The following is a 266-nucleotide window of genomic DNA, read 5'->3' as shown; positions in this document are numbered from 1 at the left end:
GCATCCTCCGAGGTCGCACCGGCGCACTCATCGTGCTCGGTTTCGACAAGGTGGTAGAATCCATCTGCACCGGCTGGTTACCCATCGACATAGAGTTCTCCGCGACACGCCTGAGCGAGCTGTGCAAGATGGACGGCGCGGTCGTCCTCGACCGTGACGCCTCGCGCATCCTGCGCGCCGCCACCCAGCTCGTGCCCGACTCGCGCATCGAGACCAACGAGTCCGGCACGCGCCACCGCACCGCCGAGCGCGTCGCGAAGCAGACC

At 67.3% G+C, this 266-nt stretch carries 1 protein-coding gene; it reads left to right on the top strand.

What is annotated here, in order from left to right:
- Positions 1 to 266, top strand: a 266-nt coding sequence (locus tag SAZ04_RS22245) for a diadenylate cyclase (RefSeq protein ID WP_332699806.1), incomplete at both ends; no start/stop codon positions are given.

Origin of the sequence: Halalkalibacter lacteus (genome assembly GCF_036663595.1) — a bacterium.
GTDB classification, from domain to species: Bacteria; Bacillota; Bacilli; order Bacillales; family Bacillaceae_D; genus Halalkalibacter; species Halalkalibacter lacteus.
Note: the sequence above shows the minus strand (reverse complement) of the source record. Positions and strands in the feature narration are given on the sequence as shown.